This is a genomic window from Streptomyces coffeae (assembly GCF_016741875.1).
Lineage (GTDB): Bacteria > Actinomycetota > Actinomycetes > Streptomycetales > Streptomycetaceae > Streptomyces > Streptomyces coffeae.
The window spans coordinates 63614-78443 of sequence record NZ_JAERRF010000023.1; the positions used below are offsets into that span (position 1 = coordinate 63614).

The window sequence follows — 14830 nt, forward strand, 5'->3', positions numbered from 1 at the left end:
CGGCTCAGTGGGCGGGCTGGCGGCCGGGGAGGCCCTGGGCGGCCGCGTTGCCCCTCAGAGCCGCGTTGCCGGCTTCCCCCGTGATGGTGTAGACGGTCCCCTCCTCATGGGGGTTCTGCTGCTTCCAGATCTTGGCGAGACTCTCCAGCTGATGCTCCCGCCCCTTGAACGTCTGACCGCTCTGCTGCCGGTTCTCCTCGCCGATCCGTTTCTCCTCGTCCATGCGCCAGTCTTGCGAGAGCACGTACAGCCCGCGGTCCGCAGCACCGGCCAGATGTGCCTCCGGGATGAAGCTCGACACTATTCCGGCGCCGTGGTAGCCCCAGGTCTGCTGCCATACGGCGTCCTCTTTGTCCGCCGCCACCTTGTCCGCCAGTGCCTGGTAGCGCGCCTCCTCCAGGAAGCCGACGGTGTGACCCGCGCGCTGCAAGGTCTCCCGCGGATCCTCGGGCTTGTCGGTGCGGATGTCGTGGACCAGTTCGTGGTTGATGCCGTCGTTGAGGAGGCCGTACGCGCCCTGGTCGCGGGAGATCTGCTTGGTGACCTCGAGCAGTTGCCTGCGGTCCAGCTCCCTCGGATCGTTGGGATGGTCGGCCTGGGCCGACGCGGTGTGGTGGAACACATCGCCGTGGTTGACGAAGACCTTGGCCATGTCGTCGCGCATTTCCGGAGGGAAGTCGTCCTTCTTGGCGGAGAGGTAGTCCAGCGACCTGTCCAGGATCTCCCGGTGTTCCGGGGTGTGCGGGGGTGCCTTCGCCGAGTGGTCGCCTGGGTCCACTCCCGTGGCCCCCGCGGCCAGCGCGGCTCCGGTGGACTCCCAATACGGCCGGGGTGTCTTCTGCTCGTGCACCACGCCGTAGCCGCCGTCCGGAATCGAGTCGTCGAGCACCGGACGGTCCTTGAGCACCCACTTCAGGTTGTCCTCCGGCTCGTGAGAGCTGAAGAAGTCGGTGGAGGCGTCGGGAGTCCTGGACAGCGCCTTCATGAACCCGGTCATCGGGTCCGTGCCGGCGTCCTTGTCGTCACCGAAATGCAGTGGGTCGGTCTGGTCCAGGGCGTCGTGCTTGTCCCAGGGCAGGACGTTGTGGCGCTTCGGGCTGGCGATGCCCCCCGACGGCTCGTCATCCCCCGTGTGCTTCTTCTCGTAGGCCACGAGGTGATTGCCGTAGTTGGTCAGGAAGTCCTTGTCGTAGGTGCCGTTCCGCATCAGATTGCTCATCAGCTGGAACCCGTATCCACGCTTCTTGCCGTCGCCGTCGGCGAATTGGTGGCCGCCGAGCGCGACCATCTGGTCCTTCCACTGGTGGATGGACTCGCCGTCCTGCCGCGAGGCCAGACCCAGGGTGCTGCCCAGGCGCTGCTCCATGGTGCTGAGCAGCTTCATCCGGGCGTCCTTCTCGTCCTTGTTGGCGATCCCGGCCGGATCGTAGCCTCCCTTCTTGCCGTCCGGGTCCCATGAGTCGATGTTGGTGGCTCCCGACCAGAACTTCAGCATGCCCTTGGCGCCGAGTTCCCCCGCCACCCGCTCGGCGAAGACCGGGTCCCCCTGGTTCGCCTTCAACAGGTCGTTCAGCTGGGTGAGTTGCTTGTTGCTGAGCTTGGTGGGGTCCGTCTCGGCCAGCTTGACGAACGCGTTGGAGTCCTTGATGACCTTCTTCGCCTCGCCGAGGCTCTTGAAGCCCGTGGAACCGAAGTCGTACTTGTCCTTCGCGTGGAAGCGGAGCGCCGCGGCCGCGGTGCTGTCGGTCTCGGCCGCCTCGCCCAGGACGGTCTTGATCTCGCCCGCGATGGCGTCGATCTCGCCCTGGGTCGGCTTCTTCTCCGCGTCGTCACGGGCCTTGACCGTGCCCTGGGCGGTGACATGGATGTCCTGCTTGGCCGCCCGCTCGACGATCTCCTTCAGCTTCTTCTTGTGGCTGGTGAACTTCTTGTGGGCGTCGTGGAGCACCGTGTGCACACTGCGCGCCTCGGTGAGGATGTCCTGGAACTGGTCCGCCGTCTTTGTGGTGAACGCCTTCGTCACCGTGGCGTTGACGCCCTTCCAGCTGGCCGCCTTGGCCTTCTTCTCCAGGTCGGCCGCGTTGATCTCCCCGTCGCCGCCGTTGGCGAGCTTGTCGAGCTTGGCCACCATCTTCTCCCAGTCGGTCACGGCCATGTGGAGGGTGCCGAGCCGCAGATGGTGGAGTTCCTGGTACGTCAGCGCCATGCTGCCGTTCCCCCGTCCTCTTCGCTGGACCGTTTCCGTGCTAGCGAGTCATCACGGTCACTTGATGTATTCGTATATGCGCGAAACGGTCATGCGCTTGCCGTCGAGATTCTGCATCTCCGTGATGATCTTGTCCTCGTCCTTGCGGTGCGCGGAGCGCGTGTAGTCGAGGTGGTTGGAGATGTGCGCACACGCTTCCTTGAGCGTCTGCAGCTTCGTATTCCAGGCGTCCTGCAGCTCGGTGAGCGCGGAACCCGCGTCCAGGCCGTCATTGAACAGCTCGATGGACGCGTTGAAGGTGTTCTGCCGGGCGTGATCCCCGTACGTGGACACACGCTCGCGCAGATCCCGGCCCATTTCGCCGATTTTGCCCAACTCGTTGTCGTGGACGATGAGGTCACCGTCCGGGCTGCCCTTGCCGTGCCGGCCGCCCGTGCCCTTTGTCTGATTCAGCTGCATGTGTACGGGCTCGTCGGCGGCCCGGGTCTTCTGCTGATTCCACTCCTGCTCAAAGGACATGTCGTGTCGCCCCCTGTCTTGGTGAAGCCTCCGTGAAGCTACGGCTGCATGGAGTAAAAAATCTTACCAAGGGGCTCGGTAAATGGTTGTAACAGCGATGCAATGAAAGGGAGTTGGCAAGGGATCGTGGGTGACTATTTCCGAAATAGCTGACTCGCTGGACCCGGCCGCCTACGCGCTGTTCGCTCACGGGTGGCGGCGCTTGATCATGTCGGCGCACTTCTCGCCGATCATCATCGTGGTGATGCACGGGTTGACGGCGACCAGATGGGGCATCACCGAGCCGTCGCACACCCGCAGCCCCGTGATGCCCTTGACCCGCAGTTGCGGGTCAAGGGGGGCGGCCGGGTCGTCCGGCGCGCCCATCCGCACCGTGCAGGACGGGTGGTAGACGGTGTTGTGCGTCTGCCGGATGTAGTCGAGCAGTTCGTTGTCGGTGTTCACCTCGGGGCCCGGGGCGAGTTCGGCGCCCGCCCACAGGGCCAGCGCGGGCCGGGCCGCGATGGTGCGGGCGACCCGGAATCCCTCGGTCATGACGCGGATGTCGTGCTCATGGGTGAAGTAGCGGGGGTCCACCCGCGGTTTGTCGCGGAAGTCGCGGGTGCGCAGCCGGACCGTGCCGGTGGAGCGGGCGCGGGTCACATTGGGGGTGAGGCAGAAGGCGTTCTCGGAGGTCGGGTAGCCGCGCCGGTAGGTGTTCAGGTCGAACGGCACCGAGCCGTAGTGGAACATCAGGTCCGGGCGGTCCAGATCGGGTTCGGTGGGGGAGAAGATGCCGATCTCCCACCACTGGGTGGAGCTGGTGACCATGGGCTGCTCGGCGTTCCACATGATGACGCCCTCGGGGTGGTCCTGGAGGTTCTCCCCGACCCCGGGGGAGTCCACGGCCACGTCGATGCCGGTCTCGCGCAGATGGTCCGCGGGGCCGATCCCGGAGAGCATCAGCAGCTTCGGGGAGTCGATGGCGCCGCAGGAGACGATGACCTCGCGCCGGGCGTGCACGGTGTGGGTGTGGATGAGGTCGGGGGCCAGGTAGTCGACGCCCGTACAGCGCCGGTCCGCGTTCAGCACCAGCCGCCTGGCCTGGAGCCCGGTGCGTACCTCCAGGTTGGACCGCTGGTCCAGCACCGGGTGGAGATAGGCCACCGAGGCCGAACAACGGGTGCCGTCCTCCCGTGCGTTGATCTGGAACCAGTTGGCGCCCCGGACCACGGTGGCGCCGGAGTTGAACGGGACGGTGGGGATCCCCGCCTCCTCGCAGGCCGCGAGCAGCGCCACCCCGCACGGGTCTTTCGGGGGCACGGTGCGGATGGTGACGGGGCCGCCGCGGCCGTGGTGGTCGCCGGGCGCGTTGTTGGACTCCAGCCGCTGGAACAGCGGGAAGCAGTCGGCGGCCGACCAGCCGGCCAGTCCCTGGGAGGCCCATTCGTCGAGGTCCTCGGCCGGGGCCCAGAAGGCGATACAGGAGTTGTGCGAGGAGCAGCCGCCGAGCACCCTGGCGCGGGCGTGCCGCAGGAAGCTGTTGCCCTTCTCCTGAGGTTCGACGGGGTAGTCCCAGTCGTAGCCGGACTCCAGGAGGGCCATCCACCGGTCCAGCCGCAGCACGTTGTCGTCGCCGATGTCGGAGGGGCCCGCCTCCAGCAGGCACACCGAGATCGAAGGGTCCTCGCTCAGCCGCGCCGCCACGACCGACCCGGCCGTACCGCCACCGGCCACCACGTAGTCGAACTCGTCCACGGGTCTCTCCTCACGGGGTGGCGGGGGCGGCATGCTCCGCGAGCACGCCGGTGTGCTTGCGCTGGACGAACCAGTAGTAGGCGAAGCCGCCGAGCGCGACCGCGCCGATGAACAGGAACGCGCCCCAGCGCAGATACCAGTGCTGCGGGCCGCTGGCGTTGTAGACCTCCGCACGCGGCCAGGCCAGGTTGACGGACATTCCCACGCCCCACAGCACCGCCAGGACGTTGACCGGCAGACCCAAGCGGCCCAGGGAGAAGCGGCCCTCGGCCGGTGTCCACTCACCCCGCAGCCTGCGCATCAGCATGGGCACGGTGACCAGCAGATACGCGATGTAGATCATGATGATCGCGATACTGGTGACCACTGAGAAGATCTGTGGCTGGTTGATGTTGATGACCAGGATGCCGACCGCCACCAGACCGATGAGGATCGCCGGGAGCAGCGGGGTCTGGAACCGCGGATGGACCCGTGCCAGTCGGGAGCCGCCGGGGAGGTTGTTGTCCCGGGCCATGGCGAACATCAGCCGGATGCCCGCGGTGTGCACGGCCAGCGCACAGACGGTGATCGCGATGACCACGCACCACAGCACGATGTCGCCGACGGTTTCGCCGAGGGTCGACAGCACCACGTACTGGAGCCCTTGCGCCGACAGTTGCCTGGCTTGCAGATTCTCCACCGCGAGCAGCGCGAAGAGCAGGATGAACCCGCCGATGATGAACGAGGCGACCAGCGCCCGCAGGATCGCGCGCGGCGCGTTGCGGGCCGGGTTCAGGGACTCCTCGCCCAGCGAGGACGCGGTGTCGAAGCCGTACATGACGTAGGCCGAGGCGAGCGAGGCGGTCAGAAACGCGCCCAGATAGCCCAGATGCTCTCCGCTGCCGAGGCCGTAGGTCTCCATCACGGCGGACGGGCCGCGGGTGATGTGCGCGGCCAGCAGCAGGATCAGCACGATCGCGGCGATCAGCTCGATGGCCACGCCCGCGGAGTTGATCCGGGCCATCAGCTTCACGCCGAAGCCGTTCACCAGCGTGGTGAACAGCACCAGGATGCTGCCGAGCACCACCGCGTTGGCCGCCCGCTCGGTGCCACTGCTGCCGTCGCCGATGAACTGGAACCACGCGGAGATCTGCGGCAGCGTGATCTGGTACGCGAGCGCCACCGCCGACAGCGACACCATGGTGGCCGTCATCATCATCCAGCCGCCCAGCCAGCCCACATGCGGCCCGCCCAGCAGCTTGGACCAGTTGTAGACCGACCCGGCCACCGGATAGCGGCCCGCGAGCTCGCAGAAGCACAGCGCCACCATCAGCTGGCCCGCGAACACCATCGGCCAGGACCACCAGTAGGCCGGGCCGCCGTGGCTCACCCCGAAGTAGAACAGCTGGAAGGTGCCGGTGAGGATGGAGATGTAGCTGACCCCGGCGGCGAAGGTGTGGAAGTTGCCGAGGGTGCGCTTGAGTTCCGGACGGTAGCCCAGTTCGGTGAGCGAGTCGTCGTCGTGACCGCCCTCGGGACGGGGGCCCGGCGACGGCCCGGCGGGCTCGGTCGCCGTCACGCGGACCACCTGTGCGGCGTCATGCGAACCACCACGGCGGCGTCATGCGAACCACCGCTGCGGGCGGGGCACGGTGTTGCGCCAGATGTGCTTGGCCTCCTGGTACTCCGCCAGACCCGCCGGGCCCAGCTCGCGCCCGATCCCGGACTGCTTCATCCCGCCCCATTCGGCCTGTGGGACATACGGATGGAAGTCGTTGATCCACACGGTTCCGGCGCGCAGCCGGGAGGCCACCCGGTGCGCCTTCTCCGCGTCCTGTGTCCACACCGCCCCGGCCAGGCCGTACACCGTGTCATTGGCCAGCGCCACGGCCTCGTCCTCGTCGCGGAACCGCTCCACGGTGAGCACCGGGCCGAAGGACTCCTCCTGGACCACGGACATGTCCGGGGTGCAGTCGTCCAGCACCGTCGGCAGATAGAAGTAGCCGTGCTCCAGCGCCGGATCGTCCGGCGGTGTCCCGCCGCAGCGCAGCACCGCCCCCTCGTCGAGTCCGGACGCCACATAGGCCGCCACCTTCTCGCGGTGGGCCGCGGAGATCAGCGGGCCGCTGCGGGCGTCCTCGTCGAACGGGCCGCCCAGCCGGATCTGCCGGGCCCGGTGCACGATCTCGTCGATGAACGCGTCGTGCAGCTGCTCCTGGACCAGCAGCCGGGCCCCGGCCGAACAGACCTGTCCGGCGTGCAGGAACACGGCCATCAGGGCGTAGTCCACGGCCGTGTCGAAGTCGCAGTCGGTGAAGACGATATTGGGGTTCTTGCCGCCCAGCTCCAGCGCGATCTTCTTCACCGTGGGCGCGGCGGCCGCCATGATCCAGCGGCCGGTGGCCACTCCGCCGGTGAACGACACCAGGTCCACCCGCTCGTCCGTGGCCAGTGGCGCGCCCACGGTCGATCCGGCGCCCAGCACCAGATTGGCCGTGCCCGGCGGCACCCCGGCCTCGGCCAGCAGCCGCATCAGCCCGATGGCGCTGTGCGGGGTCAGCTCGCTGGGCTTGAGGACGAAGGTGTCCCCGGCGGCGAGCGCGGGGGCGACCTTCCATGCGGTCTGGAGCAGCGGATAGTTCCATGGCGTGATCAGGGCGCAGACCCCCACCGGCTCATGGACCACCGTGCTGTCCACTTCCGGGCTGCCCACGTCGATGACCCGGCCCGGCCCCGCGGAAGCGATCAGATTGCCGAAGTAGCGGAAGCAGTTCGCGATGTCGTCGAGGTCGTACTCGCTCTCCACCAGCCGTTTTCCGGTGTCCAGGGATTCGGCGCGGGCGATGTCGGCCTTGTCCCGCTCCAGCAGCTCCGCGATGCGCAGCAGCAGTCTGCCGCGCTCGGCGGCCGGGGTGCCGGGCCAGGGGCCGCGGTCGAAGGCGTCACGGGCGGCCGCGATGGCCGCGGCCGTGTCCTTCGGCCCGGCCTCGTCGACCGTGGCCACCAGCATTCCGTCCGCGGGGCAGCGGATGTCGCGGGTGTGTCCGTCGAGGGCGGCTGTCCAGCGGCCGCCGATGAAAAGCTCCGGCATGTATCGCCTCCGGGCTCGGACGACAGTGGCCGACCCCCGTGGTGACACCTCGCTCGGTGATCCTTCGCCGTCCCTCGATCCCTCGGTGCGCGAGGCCGGTCCACACACCGAGCGTAAGTGGCACCGGTCTCCCTCGCACGGCGTAACCGGAAGGCCGCTGATCGGCGGGGTTGCGCGGTGGCAGCGGGGCGTGACGCGGGCCGGTGGGCGGGCCCGGGGGCCTCGGATAGACACCCTTACGGCCGGTACATCTTCACCGTGCACAATCCTCGTCATGGTCCACGAGCCCGAAGCCCCCCGCGCCCTCGCCGATGAGCTGCTCACCGTCCTCGACCCGTTGCCGCATCCGCGCCGGATGCACGAACTGGCCGTACGGACCAGGGTGGCGACCTCGCGCGGGGAACTCGGCGCCTTGATCGGTGAGTTGGAGCGTCGCGGGGGGTACGAGCGGCGGCTCGCCGCCGCGGCCGCGGCGGTCGGCGGGCGGACCGGCCACCTTCAGGGGCGGCTCCTGGACCCGGACCCCGTAGTGCGCCACTACGCCCTCGCGGTGGCCCGTGACGGGGGCGGGATCGACGACGAGACGCTGGAGGCGGCGTTCCAGGACGCGCCCGCCGCCGTACGGCGGGAGCTGGCGCGTACCGTCGTCGCCGGGCGGCGCACCGCGCTGGCCGAACGGCTCATCGACCCGGTGCGGGAGCGGTGGGGCGACGCCGAGGCTGCCCGGCTGCTGCCCGGCTGCGGAGCGGACACCCTCGCCCGGCTGCTGCCCGCCCTCTTCCACGCCGTCGGCAGCTGGCGCCCGCTCGTCCCCCGCCACCCCCTCGCCTTTCTCGACGAGGCCGAACGGCAGCTCACCGCGCTGCCGCAGGCCCTGCGCGACGCGTGGTGGGCGCGGTACGCACACGGTGTCGCGCTCGCCGTGCCCGTCGCACCGCACCGGGTGCTGGACCTGCTGGAGGACGTGTGCCACGGGGCGTTGCCGCTCCCGGTGCGGCACCGGCTGTCCGTGCTGGTGGCCGCCGACCCCACGCGTACGCTGCGGCTGCTGCTCACCCCGGCCCAGGCGCCCCTGTTGCGCGGCCGCGGCCTGGAACGGGCGGTCTTGCGCCGCCTCGTACGCGCCGACCCGCCCGAACTCCCCGAACTGGCCCGCGCCCTGCGGCACGACGCGTGCGCGCTGGCGCGGCTGCTGGCCACGCTGCCGCCCGGCCGCCGCGCCGATGTGTTCGCCTGCGCCACGGCGGGACGCGACCCCGACCACGCCTCCGTCGACCCCGCTGTCCTCGAGGTCCTGCCGCGCGCCGTCCGTCAGGACGAGGCGCGCCGGATGGCCGCACGGGCGCGCGAGCGCGGGGCCCCCTGGACGGCGGTGCTGGCGGCCGTGGCGTATCTGCCGGTCGACGAGGCGCGCGAGGAACTGCTGAGCGCGACCCGCCGATCCCCGGCGGAGGACCGCGCCCTCGCCCATCCGCTGCTGATCCGCAACGCCGCCCACTCCGGCGACCCCGCTGCCGTCACCTCCCTGCTGGTCCTGCTGGAAGGGCTGCGCAACGAGCAGGACCCGGTGCGCTGCGCCGCGCTCGGCGCGCTCGCCACCGTCCCGCCGGCCCTGTTCACCGACGACGCCGCGGACCATCTGGACCGGGTCGCGGGTGACGCGATCCAGGCCCGGGACTCCTCCCCGGCCACCCGGCGGGCGCTGCGCGGCCTCGCCGTCGCGCTGCTGCGGGAACACGCCGTCACCGGACAGCGGGAGCTGCTGGGCTGGGCGTTGCGCACCGTGACCCGGCTCGCCGGGCGGGTCGGCGCCGCCGATCTCGGCAGACTCGACCACACCCTGCGGCGCGGTCAGGAACACACCGTCTTCGAGGCGCTGCGGCCCTGGCTGGAGGCGGGCGCCGACCGGGTCGACCACGAGCTGACGTTCGCCCTCGTCCGTTCGCTCGGACGACGCGCCCACGCCATGCCCGAGCTCCAGGAACTGCTCCGCCAGGCCATCCAGTTCGGCAGTGACACCACCGCCCGTACCGCCGTCGGACTGTGGCTCGAACCGCCCGGTGAGCGCGACGCGCGGGTCGCGGAGATCCTCGCGCAGGACCCTTCCGCGGCCGTACTGCCGCCCGTGCTGGCCGTGTTGACACGCCGACGCACTGATCTGCTCGATGGTGTCCTGGCCGACACACCGCCGTACGGCCGGTTTCTGGCCCCCGGTACTGCCTGGACCCCGCCCACCACCCATGACGCCATGCGCTGGGTGCCCCGCCAGCAGGCCGCCGCGGCCCGCCTGTTGGAGCGGACCGCCGCCGACACCGCGCGTCCGGCCCATGAGCGCACCTCGGCCATCGCCCGCGCCGCGCTGATCCCCGGCACCGGCGCCGCCGCCGTACGGGCCTGGACGGGTAACGACGACGTGGTGCTCGCCGAGGCCGCGCTCACCGCCCTCGCCCACACCGACCGGCCCGGCGACGCCCTGCCCGCGCTGCTGGCCCACGCGGGCGACGACCGGGCGCGGGTGGCGGTGTACGCGGCCACCCGGGCGGCCCGTTACGCCGAACCCTCACGGCTGGAGGCCCCGATCCGCGGTGTTCTCGCACCGGACGGCGTGGCGACCGCCGTGCCGTCCGTGCCCGCCAAGGTCACCAGCCGCAAGCAGGCCGCCCGGCTCGCCGCCACCCTGCTGCCCGTGCCCGACGCCGCCACCCTCCTCGCCGACGCCTGCGCGGTGCCCGGCCAGCACCATGACGTCCAGGCCGCCTGTGTGGCCTTCGCGACCCGGCTGCTCGACGCCAAAGGCGCCTGGGAGATGCTCACCGCCGCCGCGAACGGGCGGCGCGAACTGCGCCACGCCGTGCTGCGCGTCCACCCGCTGGACCTGCCCGAACCCCACCGGGCGCGCTACGCCCAGCTCATACGTGCCGTCTGCGACACCGAAGACCCCGAGGTGGCCGCGGCGGGTCACGCCGCGCTCGCCGTCTGGTCGCCCTGGGCACCGGATGTGGCGGCCGTCCTCGTCGCCGCCGTCACCGATCTGGACAACCGGGCGGGCTGGACCTCCGCCGCCGACGCGCTGCTGACCCTGGTGGCCACCGCCCCCGACGGCACGCCCGAGGACAACCCTCTGGCATGGGCGCTCGCCGCGCTCGCCACCGCCGACGCCCGGCCCGGCACGCCCGACGCCGAGCCCGGCCGGGACCGGCCGGCGCGCCGCCGGATCCGCCATATCGCCACGCGGCTCGCCGGGCGGGCACCCGGCGGCACGGCGACCCGCCCGATGCGCCGTGCCGCCACCGCCGCGGCCGAACTCCTCGCCGGATACGAGACCTTCATCCCCGACGCCGCCCATGTCCTGGTCCACGTCCTGGACCTGGGCTCCCGGCCCGCCCCGCTGACCGCCGCACTCGCCCGCCTCAGCCGACTGCACTCCGCCCGCCCCGCGCTCGCCGCCCACACCGCCGGCGTACTGCACCGGCGGCTGAACGCGGGGACGCGGCCCGGGTCCGACGAGGCGCTGCTGCGCGCGGCGCGGGAGCTGAACGAAGACGGCGGACACGCCGCCGGGCTGTTCGCCACCATCCTCACCGAGGCGGGTGGCCGCCGCACCGACTGGCCGGAGCCATGGCGCGAGCAACTGCGCGCGCTGCGCGGGCATCCGCACCCGGACGTACGGGACGCGGCGCTGCTGCTGACCACGGCGGAGGAGTAGCCGCGGTCGGTCGGGGAAAGCGCTCGGCCCGGGTGGCGGTCAGCCGTTCTTGCGCCAGGCGCCCTCGTCGTAGTCATAGCCGTACCCGGGACGGCCCTTGGTTCCGCTGGTGCGGAACGGCGCGCCCCGGTCGTCGATCCGCACCGTCCCCTCGCGCCCGCCGCTGGACCAGTCCAGCTCCAGGTACCAGCGGCAATCGCAGCCGGTGGTACGGGCGTTGATCCGCAGCACCTCCGGATCCGTGGCCGACACGCGGTACGGGAAGCGGACGGCGGGGAGCGGCGTGCCCGAGTCATTGCCGTCGGTGGGGCGGGCCAGCGGGCGGGAGGCGTCCAGGTCGACCGAGAACGCGCGCGGGGTGAGGGAGCCGCCGCAGCCGTTGTCCATCGCGAACGACGACCACCGCAGGGGATCGCGCCGTCCCACGACCCGTACGTGCAGCGCCTGGAGGACCACCGCGGATGACGCCCGGCCCTGCGCCGTGACCTCCACATGGGTGGTCCCGCCGTGCACGGCGCCATGGGCCGAGGCCCAGGCGGGCGCGTCCTGCTCGGTGGGCGGCGGGGCGACGTCGGTGGGCGGCCGGTCGATGAGATAGCGGTGATCACAGCCGTTCTCCCAGACGTGGGAACGGGTGCTGAGGGTGAGCGGGGCGCGGGAGCCGCCGTTGCCGGGCGCGTCGCCCGGCCGGCCGGGCGACGCGCCCGGGGAGGGTGAGGCGGATGCGTCATGGTCCCGCTCGCCGTCACGGCGCGGCGCGCCGGACCGGTGCTTGTGGTCGTCCGTCTCCGCCCGGTCCAGATGTCCGCGCGCCGTCGGCCCGACCGGCGCGGCGGACCGCGGATGGGCGGTGGCGCGGGGTGAGGTCGCGGTGTCCTTCCGTTTGTCGTCGCCGGGCGGTCGTACCTCCACCGCCGTGACGGCGAGCACGACCATGGCGGCGGCCCCGGCCAGTAACGCCCATGGCCGCCGTCGCCAGGCCCGGCGCGGCGCGGCGCCCTCTCCCGCGGGCACGGCCCGCAGCCGCCCCCGCGCCACGGAGCCGCCCCCCACGGGTGTCCACCGCACCCCCGCCCCGGCCTCCGGCCCCGCGGGCCGTAACGCCCGCGGCCCGAACTCGGGGGAGCGGGAGGATGGTTGAGGCGTGGGATCCGCCGGAGCCGAGGCGGCGGCCGGTTCTGTGGCATCCACGGGCGCGCCCTTTACACGCCCCCGTCCGCCTCGGCCCACCTCGACGACCGGGCGGATCGGCCCGTTTGGCGTGGGGTCGGCGCCCTCCGTGCGGTCCGGCCCCGCCGTCGAGCCGCCGGTCGGCGCGTCGGGGCGCGTCCCGTCGTCTGGCACGGCGCATGGTGCGCTCGTCGGTGCGTCGGCATCTGCCCGCCCGTCCCGGCCGGTTGCGTCTGCCGCCCTGGCTCGCTGTCCCTCGGCGCTCGCCGGGGCGTCCGGAGCGTCCGCCGGGGCGTCCGGAGCGTCCGCCGGGGCGTCCGGAGCGTCCGCCGGGGCGTCCCCCGTGGTACGGCGGGGTCTGCCCGGGGTGCTGCCCCGGGTGGTGGTGCGGCGTCTGGCGGCGTCGGCCAGCATCCAGCGGCGGTGGAGGGAGATCAGCTCCTCCGGTGTGGCTCCGCAGAGCCGGGCGAAGCGTTCCACCGGCGCGTAGTCCGCCGGGACCGCGTCGCCGTTGCAGTAGCGGTGCAGCGTGGACGTGCTGACGTGCAGTCGCGTGGCCAGCGAGCCGTAGCTGCGGCCCGAGCGTTCCTTCAGGGCCCGCAGGCTCTCCGCGAAATCCGCGACCTCATTGGCGCTCCCCACGGAACCGTCCCCCTTCTTCCCCGTGTCCCCACCCGTTGCGCATCCCGCGGGTGTCCCGCGAACGCGTTCCAGGCTGAGTCATACCCCCAAGTCAGCGTACGTGCAGGCATTCCAGCGTCCCGGATGCCACTCCTTTCCTGGCGCCCGCGCCCGGCGGCCCGCACGCTGGGCCCTGCCGTCGTGAACCGCGCGGCGGCCTCATGACACGACGGCCGCACGCGTACGCGTCGCGCCGATATGAGTCGCAGTGACATGACAGGAAGAGACGGGGAATCACCTGATGCGCATGGTCAAGCACATCCTCCGCACCGCCGCCGCGGGCGCGCTGGCCGCGGCCGCCGTCGTAGGGGCGGCCGGGGCCGGTCCGGCCCGGGCCGCGGCCCTGGGCACACCCGCCCACCTCGTGCCGAGGGAACTTCCGCCGCACCCCGGCTCGGACTGGTACGCGAGTGATGTCACCAAGGGGCTGCCGGAGAACGTCCCGTTCTGCGTCGAGAGGACGTTCCCCTCCGCCGGGGCGACGCACCGTACCTTCTGGACCGAGTACGACACCGGCGCCGCCCAGATCGTGGTCAGGACCGGCACCGTGGACGCCGCGCGCAAGCTGGCCGCCGCCGCGGAGAAGAAGATCCGGAACTGCGCCGCCGACTGGCAGCGCGACTATCCCGAGGGCACCGCCTCCTGGCGGGACTACGGGGCGCTCCCGGCCGAGGACGGCGCCCATGTCTACGGCGTCCACACCTCGTACCCGGACTCCGAGCCCGGGATCCACCTCTACGGCGTGGGGCGGGACGGCCGGACCGTGACCGTCGTCCAGTGGGGCGAGATGGGTGGTTTCGGCCAGGCCCCGGTCGCCGACTTCACACGGACCACCACCACCGCCGTCGTCAAGCTCTACCACTCGTAGGGCAACCCGAAGGGCAACCCGTAGGGCCTCGCATCGGCCGCGGGCCCGGCGGTCACGCGCGCGCAAGGGGGGTGCGCGTGGCCGCCGTCCCGGCGCGGCCTCCGGCGGTTATGGTCGGGACACGTCGCACCGACCGGAACGACACCCACCGGACGACACCGACCGGAGGTCCCCGTGCCGAACGGCTCGCTCTCCCTCGCCGCCGCGCTCCATCTGCTCGCCTTCGACCCCGGGACCGGCAAGCCCGTCGGTGCCCACACCGCGCTGCTCGTCCGCGCCGCAGCCCTCACCGAGCTGGCTCAGCGCGGACTGCTGACCGACTCCGACGGCAGGCCGTGCCCGGTGGCCGACGCCATGACCGGGGACAGCGCGCTCGACGGGCTGCTGGAGCTGATCGGGGAGTCCCGGCCGCGTACCTGGGCGACTTGGGTGGAGTATCAGCCGCGGCTGACCGAGCACGCCGTGCGCGACCAGCTGGTGGCGCACGGCTATCTGCGTGCGGAGGTGCGGCGCGTGCTGGGGCTGTTCCCGCTGAAGCAGTACCGGCTGGAACGGACCGACCTGGTGGCGGGTATGCGCGAGGACGCGGTGCGGGTGCTGCACGGTGACCAGCCGGTGTCCGAGGTGTCCGAGCGGGACGCGGCGCTCGTCGCACTCGCGGCGGCGGGGGAGCTGCGGACCGTGGTGACGCTCAAGGACGCGAAGCTCCACAAGAAGCGCATTACGGAACTGGGGGAACGAAGCGGGGGAATGGGGCCGGTGCTGGAGAAAGTGATCGCACAGGTGCGTGCGGCGCTCGCCGCCGCGGTCACCACGGCGATCCTCGTGGCGACCACGTCCTCGAGCGGCACCTGACGCGAGCGGCGCCTGAGG

At 71.7% G+C, this 14830-nt stretch carries 9 protein-coding genes; 3 read left to right on the plus strand and 6 right to left on the minus strand.

Features of this window, described 5'->3' with window-relative positions; genetic code table 11:
- Window positions 1-4 precede the first annotated feature (4 nt).
- The 5 genes from JK363_RS30500 to JK363_RS30520 all read right to left on the minus strand — a co-directional run bounded on the left by JK363_RS30500 (window position 5) and on the right by JK363_RS30520 (window position 7532).
- Window positions 5-2206, minus strand: coding sequence for a hypothetical protein (locus tag JK363_RS30500; RefSeq protein ID WP_201879949.1), 2202 nt, complete (start codon window positions 2204-2206; stop codon window positions 5-7).
- Between the two features lie 57 nt (window positions 2207-2263).
- Window positions 2264-2725: a hypothetical protein gene (locus JK363_RS30505; RefSeq protein ID WP_201879953.1), complete on the minus strand. Its 462-nt coding sequence runs from the start codon at window positions 2723-2725 to the stop codon at window positions 2264-2266.
- Window positions 2726-2911: 186 nt separating this feature from the next.
- The gene (locus tag JK363_RS30510; protein WP_201879957.1) at window positions 2912-4495 is read right to left on the minus strand and encodes a GMC family oxidoreductase; all 1584 of its coding nucleotides are present in this window, start codon (window positions 4493-4495) and stop codon (window positions 2912-2914) included.
- Complete coding sequence (locus tag JK363_RS30515; protein ID WP_372444882.1) at window positions 4473-6029, minus strand: APC family permease; 1557 nt, start codon at window positions 6027-6029, stop codon at window positions 4473-4475. Before JK363_RS30515 ends, JK363_RS30510 begins: the two co-directional genes overlap by 23 nt.
- A 33-nt stretch (window positions 6030-6062) precedes the next feature.
- Entirely contained in the window at window positions 6063-7532 is a 1470-nt protein-coding gene (locus tag JK363_RS30520) for an aldehyde dehydrogenase family protein (RefSeq protein ID WP_201879964.1), read from the minus strand.
- Between the two features lie 274 nt (window positions 7533-7806).
- On the opposite strand from JK363_RS30520, the gene JK363_RS30525 reads away from it, so the two are divergent.
- Window positions 7807-11238, plus strand: coding sequence for a hypothetical protein (locus tag JK363_RS30525; protein ID WP_201879966.1), 3432 nt, complete (start codon window positions 7807-7809; stop codon window positions 11236-11238).
- Between the two features lie 39 nt (window positions 11239-11277).
- Here JK363_RS30525 and JK363_RS42935 read toward each other — a convergent pair whose 3' ends face one another.
- On the minus strand, window positions 11278-13050 hold the full coding sequence (locus JK363_RS42935) for a helix-turn-helix domain-containing protein (protein WP_307821922.1): 1773 nt from the start codon (window positions 13048-13050) through the stop codon (window positions 11278-11280).
- 280 nt (window positions 13051-13330) lie between these two features.
- On the opposite strand from JK363_RS42935, the gene JK363_RS30540 reads away from it, so the two are divergent.
- On the plus strand, window positions 13331-13957 hold the full coding sequence (locus JK363_RS30540) for a hypothetical protein (RefSeq protein WP_201879969.1): 627 nt from the start codon (window positions 13331-13333) through the stop codon (window positions 13955-13957).
- A gap of 174 nt (window positions 13958-14131) precedes the next feature.
- Window positions 14132-14812 carry a GOLPH3/VPS74 family protein gene (locus JK363_RS30545; RefSeq protein ID WP_201879971.1) on the plus strand — a complete coding sequence of 227 codons (681 nt, stop codon included), beginning with the start codon at window positions 14132-14134 and terminating at the stop codon, window positions 14810-14812.
- The last annotated feature ends 18 nt before the right edge of the window (window positions 14813-14830 follow it).

What these genes read in the sequence shown, in the direction of transcription:
- JK363_RS30500 (WP_201879949.1), bottom strand. Translation starts at nt 2,206, where the DNA reads ATGGCGCTGACGTACCAGGAACTCCACCATCTGCGGCTCGGCACCCTC.
- JK363_RS30505 (WP_201879953.1), bottom strand. Translation starts at nt 2,725, where the DNA reads ATGTCCTTTGAGCAGGAGTGGAATCAGCAGAAGACCCGGGCCGCCGAC.
- JK363_RS30510 (WP_201879957.1), bottom strand. Translation starts at nt 4,495, where the DNA reads ATGCCGCCCCCGCCACCCCGTGAGGAGAGACCCGTGGACGAGTTCGAC.
- JK363_RS30520 (WP_201879964.1), bottom strand. Translation starts at nt 7,532, where the DNA reads ATGCCGGAGCTTTTCATCGGCGGCCGCTGGACAGCCGCCCTCGACGGA.
- JK363_RS30525 (WP_201879966.1), top strand. Translation starts at nt 7,807, where the DNA reads ATGGTCCACGAGCCCGAAGCCCCCCGCGCCCTCGCCGATGAGCTGCTC.
- JK363_RS30540 (WP_201879969.1), top strand. Translation starts at nt 13,331, where the DNA reads ATGCGCATGGTCAAGCACATCCTCCGCACCGCCGCCGCGGGCGCGCTG.